The organism is Candidatus Tremblayella phenacoccinincola (assembly GCF_002682985.1).
GTDB classification, from domain to species: domain Bacteria; phylum Pseudomonadota; class Gammaproteobacteria; order Burkholderiales; family Burkholderiaceae; genus Tremblaya; species Tremblaya phenacola_C.
Map to the genome: position 1 here is coordinate 1 of NZ_MKGN01000010.1, position 9,221 is coordinate 9,221.

Annotated in this window: 11 protein-coding genes; 6 read left to right on the forward strand and 5 right to left on the reverse strand. The window is 34.7% G+C overall.

From position 1 onward, the window contains the following. The 6 genes from TPPER_RS00460 to map all read left to right on the forward strand — a co-directional run. Nucleotides 1-293: hypothetical protein (locus TPPER_RS00460; protein WP_420885371.1), on the forward strand; the 293-nt coding region annotated here is incomplete at its 5' end. 182 nt (nucleotides 294-475) lie between these two features. Beyond that, nucleotides 476-2,218, forward strand: a complete 1,743-nt coding sequence (locus tag TPPER_RS00465) for a thiamine pyrophosphate-dependent enzyme (protein WP_099336832.1) — start codon at nucleotides 476-478, stop codon at nucleotides 2,216-2,218. Nucleotides 2,219-2,236: 18 nt separating this feature from the next. Beyond that, complete coding sequence (gene ilvC, locus TPPER_RS00470; RefSeq protein ID WP_099336833.1) at nucleotides 2,237-3,223, forward strand: ketol-acid reductoisomerase; 987 nt, start codon at nucleotides 2,237-2,239, stop codon at nucleotides 3,221-3,223. An 11-nt stretch (nucleotides 3,224-3,234) separates the two neighbouring features. Next, the gene (locus tag TPPER_RS00475) at nucleotides 3,235-4,746 is read left to right on the forward strand and encodes a 2-isopropylmalate synthase (protein ID WP_099336840.1); all 1,512 of its coding nucleotides are present in this window, start codon (nucleotides 3,235-3,237) and stop codon (nucleotides 4,744-4,746) included. Then, nucleotides 4,739-4,996, forward strand: a complete 258-nt coding sequence (rpsO, locus tag TPPER_RS00480) for a 30S ribosomal protein S15 (protein WP_099336834.1) — start codon at nucleotides 4,739-4,741, stop codon at nucleotides 4,994-4,996. The genes TPPER_RS00475 and rpsO overlap by 8 nt, the downstream gene beginning before the upstream one ends. A 134-nt stretch (nucleotides 4,997-5,130) precedes the next feature. Further along, on the forward strand, nucleotides 5,131-5,922 hold the full coding sequence (gene map / locus TPPER_RS00485) for a type I methionyl aminopeptidase (protein ID WP_099336835.1): 792 nt from the start codon (nucleotides 5,131-5,133) through the stop codon (nucleotides 5,920-5,922). 8 nt (nucleotides 5,923-5,930) lie between these two features. Here map and TPPER_RS00490 read toward each other — a convergent pair whose 3' ends face one another. The 5 genes from TPPER_RS00490 to TPPER_RS00510 all read right to left on the reverse strand — a co-directional run. Beyond that, the gene (locus tag TPPER_RS00490) at nucleotides 5,931-6,683 is read right to left on the reverse strand and encodes a 4-hydroxy-tetrahydrodipicolinate reductase (RefSeq protein WP_099336836.1); all 753 of its coding nucleotides are present in this window, start codon (nucleotides 6,681-6,683) and stop codon (nucleotides 5,931-5,933) included. Next, a complete protein-coding gene (locus TPPER_RS00495) occupies nucleotides 6,668-7,267 on the reverse strand; it encodes a hypothetical protein (protein ID WP_099336837.1) in 600 nt (199 codons plus the stop codon). Before TPPER_RS00495 ends, TPPER_RS00490 begins: the two co-directional genes overlap by 16 nt. A 27-nt stretch (nucleotides 7,268-7,294) precedes the next feature. Next, entirely contained in the window at nucleotides 7,295-8,101 is an 807-nt protein-coding gene (gene hisG, locus TPPER_RS00500; protein WP_186787044.1) for an ATP phosphoribosyltransferase, read from the reverse strand. A 37-nt stretch (nucleotides 8,102-8,138) separates the two neighbouring features. Next, nucleotides 8,139-8,831 (reverse strand): HemK family protein methyltransferase, encoded by a 693-nt coding sequence (locus TPPER_RS00505; protein ID WP_099336839.1) that lies wholly within the window; start codon nucleotides 8,829-8,831, stop codon nucleotides 8,139-8,141. Further along, nucleotides 8,815-9,221: peptide chain release factor-like protein (locus TPPER_RS00510; RefSeq protein ID WP_272896467.1), on the reverse strand; the 407-nt coding region annotated here is incomplete at its 5' end. The genes TPPER_RS00510 and TPPER_RS00505, both read right to left, overlap by 17 nt.

The window sequence follows — 9,221 nt, forward strand, 5'->3', positions numbered from 1 at the left end:
TATCAGAATATATGTACTACTTAGAAACAATGGATTCTTTAGCTACCATAGAACCCATATATAAAGAGCTAGCATTAACAAAAGGTTGGACCATATCTATAATAGCTGTTCTAATACAAAAGATATCTATAAGCCTAAATATAACTGTATGTAATATAGCTATGCTATTAAGAATATGTATATTAGGAAAAGCTGAATCACCAGGCATATCTCAAGTCATAACCATATTTAATAAAGAACTCCTACTAAGTCGTATAAAAAAGGTAACTACAATGATTAAGTATATCTATTGAGACAGCTGTTAGTTTAGTCTATATATAACAGCTAACATAAGATTAACTGGGTGTTGGCGCTACGCTATAGATGTATTCACAAGAACCATCCGATACCTCCAATACTTCTAGCATGTTCAGATATCACACCCCCCTAGAACAGAGTTAATATTAGGTTGGATGCTTTCAACATACGGTTCTATATGGACAAGAAGAGTAAACAGCTTTCTATCATCGGGGCTTCAGTATTAGTAGAAGTCCTATCAAAGACAAACATAAACCCAATCTGGGGATATCCAGGAGGATCGGTATTAAACGTATACGACGAGCTATACAAACAACCTAAGCTAACCCATGTTTTAGTAAGGAATGAACAAACCGCTGTATATGCTGCTAGCATCTCTTTTAAGCTTAGTAAAAAGCCTGGCATATGTTTAGTTACTTCAGGACCTGGCATAACTAACGCTATCACTGGAATAGTAGCTTCACTCTCAGACTCACATCCACTTCTTATCCTGAGCGGTCAAGTTCCGTTAAAAACAATAGGTAAACAAGCCTTCCAAGAATGTGATACTGTTAATATTACTAGAACCTGCACTAAACGTAACTTTCTTATACGTCGAATACAGAATATACATAAGGTCTTAAAAGAAGCTATGTACGTTTCTAATAACAACAAAACCTCGCCTGTATTAGCTGACTTCCCCAAAAGCGTATCTAAAACACTCTTTGTTTGCTTAAACGAAATACCACCTCAAACCCATGACTGCTTCTATAAAAGAGAACCGCTATCTCAATGCAGTCAACAGCTCAAACAATGTCAGAATGCTAAAGCTAGTATTATCCCATTGAGTTCACATCTATCAGCTTCTAACAGGCCTCTATTATATATAGGCGGAGGCCTGAACAACTATTCAACCTTGCCTGAACTAAAGAAAACCCTAAACAGCATTGGCGCTCCATCTACTAACACTTTAATGAACTTCGGAACACAACGAACCCGCTTTAACTTAGGAATGCTAGGAATGCATGGTAAATACTTCTCTAACCTGTCAATACACTATTGTGACTTACTGATTGCTGTTGGTTCCAGGTTTGATGACAGGGCCATAGGAAACATAAACCATTTTAACTCTATTCCGAGAAGCATCTCATATATAAACGTAGACCTTAGCATTAAACGCAGCTTTAAATTCAATGTAGTTATATTAGAACCCATCAAACACACATTCAGGAATCTTATAAGCTTACTAACTAGATGTTCCACCAAACGTATCTATTCACCTTGGCTTCATCTAATCAAAAGCTGGAAGCATCAATCTTCTGTCGTTAATAGAAGCTTAGTTAGTCTAAAGGATATGTTTTATGTTCTTGAAAAGACTACAAGAAGGCAAGCCATCATATGTTCTGACGTTGGTCAACATCAAATGTGGGTAGCACAGCATTTCAACCTTCACCATGGTAAATGGCTAAACTCAGGTGGATTAGGGGCTATGGGGTCAGGATTGTCTTTTGCTCTAGGAGCTAAGGTAATTATCCCAAAAGCTGATGTAGTTTGTTTTATCGGTGATGGTTCAATCCAGATGAATCTCCAAGAGTTCTCAACCTTAAAGCAACTAAACGCACCAATCACTGTTTTAATACTTAATAACAAAAGCTTAGGCATGGTTAAACAATGGCAACGTATAGAACACAATGGGCGTTTCTCTCAATCAACCATGAAGACTAGTGTTAACTTCACTAACATCTCCAGATCCTATGGACATTTCGGGTTAAGGTTGGGTTCTTTAAAAAGACTAGTCCCTACATTTATTGAGGCAGTTAACCAAAAAGGATGTTCAGTTGTTCTAGACATTAGTTTAAGTGAACATGAAAGCGTTTGGCCAATGGTTCAATCAGGAAAAGGAATCACTAATATGCTTCTACGACATACTGATGTTAACTAATATATTCCAAGGGAGAGCATGAAGTTACTATATACATCAGACGGAAACCTAGATAACATTAAGTCTAAGTCAGTAACGATAGTTGGATACGGATCTCAAGGACATGCTCACGCTTTGAATCTAAGGGACAGTGGTATTGAAGTCACTATTGGGTTAAGACCTGGTCTCTCTTGGGCCAGTGCTATTAAAAGCGGGTTCGTTGTTAAAAGCATTCCAGAAGCAGTTAGAACCGCAGAGCTTGTTATGATGTTAATCCCAGACGAAGATATGCGGACGGTATATGAAACAGAAATACATAATAACATAAAGAAGAACTCAACATTAGCTTTTGCTCATGGGTTTAATGTGCATTACAACCAAATCATTCCTAGATGTGACCTAAATGTAATAATGGTTGCTCCAAAAGCTCCGGGTCATATGGTTAGAGAAACCTATCTAAAAGGCCATGGAGTTCCACATTTAATTGCAGTATGGAGAGACTGCTCAAACAAATCCAAGGAAGTAGCATTAGCTTATGCTATCGCAAATGGAGGAGGGTTCGCAGGTATTATTGAAACCTCATTTAAGGATGAGACCGAAACAGATCTATTTGGAGAACAGGTGGTGTTATGTGGAGGTCTAACAGAATTAATAAAAGCAGGGTTCGAAACACTTATTGAACATGGATACAAACCAGAACTCGCATATTTCGAATGTATACACGAAGTTAAGCTTATCGTAGATTTAATATACCAGGGAGGTATTTCTGGTTTAAATAGGTCTATCTCCAATAATGCAGAATACGGTGAATATACAGTAGGACCCAGAGTTATTAACGAATCCACAAAGATCATAATGAAAGATGTTCTAAACGAAATACAGACTGGTAACTATGCTAAGAGCTTCATATTAGAGAAGTTAACCAACTCTCCAACACTAACAACAAAAAGGAATCTCCTGAATGCACACCTATTAGAAAAGGTTGGTCGGGTCTTAAGAGCTAAGATGTCTTGGGCAAAGGGGTAGTTAGTCATTCCATGGGGAAAAGCCTTATTATTCTAGATACAACCTTAAGAGATGGCGAACAAGCACCAGGAGTTTTAATGAGCCCTAACGAAAAGATAGCCATTGCGAGAAAGCTAGAACTTATGAATGTTAATATTATAGAAGCAGGGTTTGCGGCTAGTTCTGCTGCAGACTTCAAGTCAATTAACAGCATCTCATCAGTTGTAAAGGACTGTACTATCTGTTCTTTAGCTAGGGCAAACAGGTCGGATATAGAGCTCGCATCAGAAGCCCTTAAGCCAGCTTCGAGATCAAGAATACACACCTTTATCGCAACATCCGAAATCCACATAAGAAACAAACTACGCACATCTCCCGAACAGGTCTATGAAACAGCTAAAGCGGCTGTTAGGTTCGCTCGTAAGTTCACCGATGATGTAGAGTTTTCTCCGGAAGACTGTTCCAGATCAAACATAGACTTCTTATCTTCACTGCTAGAATGTGTAATTACCGAAGGAGCTAACACTATTAACATAACAGATACAGTAGGGTTTGAAACACCTGGTTCTTTTGGTTCCCTAGTCAAAAGAATAAAAGAAAACATACCTAACTCAGACAAGGTAGTCTTTTCAGTGCACTGCCACAATGATCTAGGTCTAGCTGTTGCGAACACATTGTCTGGCATAAAACAAGGAGGTGCTAGACAAGTAGAATGTACTGTTAATGGCATCGGTGAGCGGTCAGGTAATGCGCCTCTAGAAGAAGTTGTTATGGCTTTAAACACCAAACACCACCTCTTTGACATATGTTCTCAAGTAGACACCAAGCAACTATTGTCTCTATCTGCTTTAGTTTCCAAGTGCTCAGGATTAACAATACACCCCACAAAACCTATAGTAGGTCAAAACGCTTTTGCACATGCTTCTGGGATTCACCAAGATGGTATTCTAAAATGTAGAGAAACCTACGAAATAATGAATGCAAAGGACATAGGTTGGAAAAAGAATAACATTGTTCTAGGAAAGCTTTCAGGCTCAAGTGCTTTCAAATATAAACTAAAAGAACTAAACGTCCGTCTTAATAAAGCTAGGGTTATAGACTTATTCCACAGCTTCAAACATCTCGCTTCGATACATAATATTACCAACTCTGATATAAATGCTCTAACATTAACATCCACAGATCATAGCATAGCTAACAAACCAATCAGTCTCGCTCAGTTCTACTTTTGTTACAGCTTTAATCATGGTTCCTACTCAAGAACAACATTCATCCTTCCTAACGGCAGTTCTCTATCAAACGAGTCATTCAATCAAAGCTCTTTAACTTCAATAGCAGCCTGCATAAACAGCTTTCATTCTCTTGAAGCACAACTCAAAACATACAGCTGCTTGCTAAAAGAACAAACCTACATTACCAATCTTGTTATAAAAAAGAACAGACTAGAACAAACGGAACACTCTATCAAAACTAAAGATATTATCCAAGCTTTCACAACTGCTTACTCCTCAAGCTTAATTAACAGCATTAACAGGTATGGATAAACAAGCTATCGTCTCATTATTTGGTAGGGCTAGCTTTGATACAGGTTCTCCAGAAGTACAGATTGCCATTCTAACAGCCAAGATAGAAGCATTATCAAAGCTTCATTTTAACATCCATAAAAAGGATAAACACAGCTACAGAGGCCTACTAAACCTAATAAACAAACGTAAAAGGCTACTGTCCTATTTAAAAGCTATACACATGGTTCGCTACGTCCAGATAACCCAAAGACTTAAACTAAGAAGATAGGCTCTTCCTCCCCAGATCAACCAGCGTATGGAAGAAGAGGTCTGTATATACTGTTCACATATGTGTTCTTAGGTTCTCTAGCATTATGACTACCCTTAAAGAGCATATCCATCTAATATACTAATAAACTACCTATGCTATCATACTCTAAAGCTCAAAAAGAAGTTACTAAAATACGGTTAGCTAGCAGCTTAGCTGCAGATGTGTTAGAAATGGTTACTTCTTATATTAAGCCATCCATAACTACTGGAGAATTAGATGCTTTTTGTTTCATGTACATAACAACCATCCAAAAAGCAATTCCAGCGAGTTTAGGTTATTATGGGTTTCCTAAGTCTATATGTGTCTCAATAAACGAAGTGGTTTGCCATGGTATTCCAAAATACAACCATATAATTAAAGAAGGAGATATTGCTAATATAGACGTAGCTGTTCTCAAGGAAGGCTATTATGGTGATTCTTCGAAGATGTTCTATGTAGGCGAAGCTATCTATATATATAAAGAGCTATGTATAGTAACTCAAGAATGTCTTTATTTAGCTATTAGATCTATAAAGCCTGGTATTCGTTTAAGAACTATAGGTAAAACAATACAATCATATGTAGAGCATAAAGGCTACTCAGTCGTAAAGGACTTTTGTGGTCATGGAATAGGTAGAAAGCTCCATGAAGATCCACATATACCACACTACAATACCCCCGATAATGGACTAATACTTAAAGAAGGTATGGTATTTACCATAGAACCGATGGTAAACGCAGGTGAAAGATATGTACTCGTTGAAGAAGATGGATGGTCTGTAAAAACTAAAGACCATAGCTTATCTGCTCAATATGAACATACAATACTAGTAACTAAAGATGGTTGTGAAATAATGTCATTAAGAACAGAAGAGCCTTTATCAATATATATCCATAGCATATAACAATAACATCATAAGCCTAATACGTTTAGCATATTAAACAAGCCTTTAGTTTTATTTAACAACCAACCTGAAGACTTAATAGCACCTTTGGCAAATACCATACGATCATATACTTTGTGAGATATAGATAAACACTCATTAAGATCAGCAAAAGAGACTTTATGCTCACCTATAATATTACCAATACGTATTGAAGAAAAGCTAATAGGTTTTATATATAGGTCATCAATATAGTTTCTAATCATTAACGCAGTGCCAGATGGAACATCTCTTTTCTTTTTATGGTGCACTTCGATAACTTGAATATCTATGTTTTCTCTTAAATAAAGGACAGCTATTCTTAATAGTTTTAACATTAAAGCTATGCCTATACTAAAGTTAGCAGAATAAGAAATAGCTATATAGTTTGAAAGCATATATATTATAGAAAGCTGATGTATATTAAACCCAGTAGTTCCAATTACTATATTTAACTTATTTAGACAGCATATGTTTAAATAAACCATAGAGGCTTCCGGGTTAGTAAAGTCTATTAAAACAATATCCTTTATTCTAGAAGCTAATAGGTTATTAGAAACAATAACAGCTAATGACTTTATATTAAAAAGCTTATATAGGTTTATATTAAAGTGCTTAAGATTATTGTTAGCTATAGACATTCTTATGGAAGCTAGCTTATCTATATATGAAGATAATACCAACTGCCGTCCCATCCTACCATTTATGCCTGTAATAAACAAGCTAGTTAACTCTTTGCACATAGGCTATTATAGGAATATGTTTGGGGGGTTGTTTCTTCTATTTCAGTTTCAACAGCAATATAGTTAGACATAGAATCATCAGTTAACCAAATAGTAACTAATATAGCTGTCTCATTAGTTATTCTATATATGTTTAGATAGTAGTTAGCTATTAGTTTATTAAGGCTAGCTATATATGGTTTAGTTAGGTTTAGTAGCTTAATATGTATTGGTTTAATACCTAACCTATGTGCTATGTTTATGAAGTATTTGTTGTTAGCTATATAATATCTTTTACCTGTAGATGAACCTATAGATAGAGACCTAGAAGGCTTCTCAATATGTGTATAATATGCTTTTAAGTCAGAAGAACCAATAGAAGCTAACCTAAAGGCCACACCTAAATAGGTTAGCATATTTAGTATAGTTATATGTGTATTTAATACACACCCCTTAAAACCAGCTGTTAACTTAAAAGTAGCCTTGCTAACTAATATAACTAACTTAACCTTATGGTCTTTTAATACTAGCACCAATCCTATAGCTTTGTTATTTAATGGCTTTTCGGTTATATATAGACTAATGAATAAATAGCTTACTTTCAAGGTTCTCCTTATTTAATATATATGTAGTTATCTATATAGTTGAAAAAGAACCCATATAGACTTATTATTTAATGATGCTATATTGTAGACATTAGCTTTTATATATCTCTGTATAATCTTAACTAGCTTTCTATATATAAACCAACTACTAATAAATATATATGCTTTAGGTCTTTTTATATTATATATGCTGTTTTTAAACCTATTAACTAAGAGCAGCTTGTTATTAGATATCTTTGGAAGACATTGAATTAAGTAAGCATGTGAGTAATAAACTATCTTTGCTTCATATAGGCCATTAACAAATAAAGTAGAACCTGTAGATACTACATCGAATATTATATCAGATAACCCAGAACTATATGCTACTTCTACTGAACCAGTAATATAATATAATATGTAGCTTATGCTATATCTTTTTAAGTAGTGTTTAAGTATATATGGGTAAGAAGTAGCAACCTTTTTCCCATCTAAACAGCTAATACCAGTCCATGGTTCACCTAAAGGAAAAGCTAATGATAAGCGACAACTACTGAACTTAAGACTATATATTATATAATAGTTAACTAGCTTTCTATATATAATAAACCTAAAAGATTGCTCTTCAAATACGTTTTTACCAATAATACCTAAGTCTACTGTTTTAGTTAATATTAAGTTAGGTATATCGTCATCTCGAACAAACATAATCCTAACTGCTTTATGGTTAGAACTTAATATAAGCTTTCTAATGTTATAGGCTTGTTTAGTTTTATAGTAGCTAACTAAATAGGTTGACTTATTACTTAATCTTCCAGACCTTTGTAATGCTATAGTTAGGGTTAGATAATTCAATATAGACTCTCTCTAGAAAATATATGATAGCTTGTAGTTATAGCAGCCTACCTATTGTAATACGTTCATTACTATAGTCTTTTATTGAATGAACACCTTTAAAAGATAAGCTTAATATAAAAGCTCTAACTATAGATCCTTGGTTATATCCATGTTCTAGTAATAGCCAACCTCCGTAGGTTAAAAAGAATACAGAGCTTAGACATATGTTAAATAGGCTTTGTAAACCATTATTAGAAGAAGCTAAAGAAATGGTTGGCTCAATAGGTAGGCTTCCTTTATTTAAATGGAGATCCTTTATACTAATATAAGGTGGGTTGCTAATAATTAGTCCATATCTTTTTAAATATAAAGACCTAAACCAGCTACTATATATATAGTTAACAGCTTTTAATTCTTTTAGCCCTAAGCTATATGCATTATAGTTGGCTATTGTTAAAGCAGTTAAAGAAAGGTCTGTTCCGATAGATATCCAGCTAGTTCTTTCATATACTAACCTTAAAACAATAGTACCACTTCCAGTTCCTAAGTCAAGTACATTTAGTTTATTATTAGGTAATAATATTAATGCTTGTTCTATTAAACAAACAGTATCAAGTCTTGGCATAAAAGCAGCTTTGGATATCTTTAGAGTTAAGTCCCATATATCTATTGGTTGTTCTATATTGGTTCTTAATATAAGTTCATTTAGGAATATGTATTCGTTAGAGCTTCTATAAGCATTCATCATAATAATATCTATTTAAGATTGGATGTATAAGTAAGTCTAAGTCTCCATTTAGAACCTCATTTAGCTTATATATAGTGAACTCTATTCTATGGTCTGTTATACGACATTGTTGATAGCTATATGTTCTTATTCGGTCAGACCTGTAGCCTGTGCCTAATAGGGTTTTCTTAACTAAAGACTCTTCTTTATGTTTACGTTTTAATTCGAAGTTAGTTAACCTAGCATTTAATATTACCAAAGCTTTGGATTTATTTCTATGTTGAGACCTTTCATCTTGGCACTCGACTACTATGCCAGTTGGTAAGTGTGTTATCCTAACAGCTGACTCTGTTTTATTAACATGCTGTCCTCCAGCCCCTGAAGAACGAAATGTGTCTATTCTTAGGTCAG

Bases quoted from the DNA above. Each gene is read 5' to 3' on its own strand.
- TPPER_RS00475 (WP_099336840.1), top strand. From the start codon at position 3,235: ATGGGGAAAAGCCTTATTATTCTAGATACAACCTTAAGAGATGGCGAA.
- TPPER_RS00505 (WP_099336839.1), bottom strand. From the start codon at position 8,831: ATGATGAATGCTTATAGAAGCTCTAACGAATACATATTCCTAAATGAA.
- ilvC (WP_099336833.1), top strand. From the start codon at position 2,237: ATGAAGTTACTATATACATCAGACGGAAACCTAGATAACATTAAGTCT.
- TPPER_RS00465 (WP_099336832.1), top strand. From the start codon at position 476: ATGGACAAGAAGAGTAAACAGCTTTCTATCATCGGGGCTTCAGTATTA.
- map (WP_099336835.1), top strand. From the start codon at position 5,131: ATGCTATCATACTCTAAAGCTCAAAAAGAAGTTACTAAAATACGGTTA.
- rpsO (WP_099336834.1), top strand. From the start codon at position 4,739: ATGGATAAACAAGCTATCGTCTCATTATTTGGTAGGGCTAGCTTTGAT.
- TPPER_RS00490 (WP_099336836.1), bottom strand. From the start codon at position 6,683: ATGTGCAAAGAGTTAACTAGCTTGTTTATTACAGGCATAAATGGTAGG.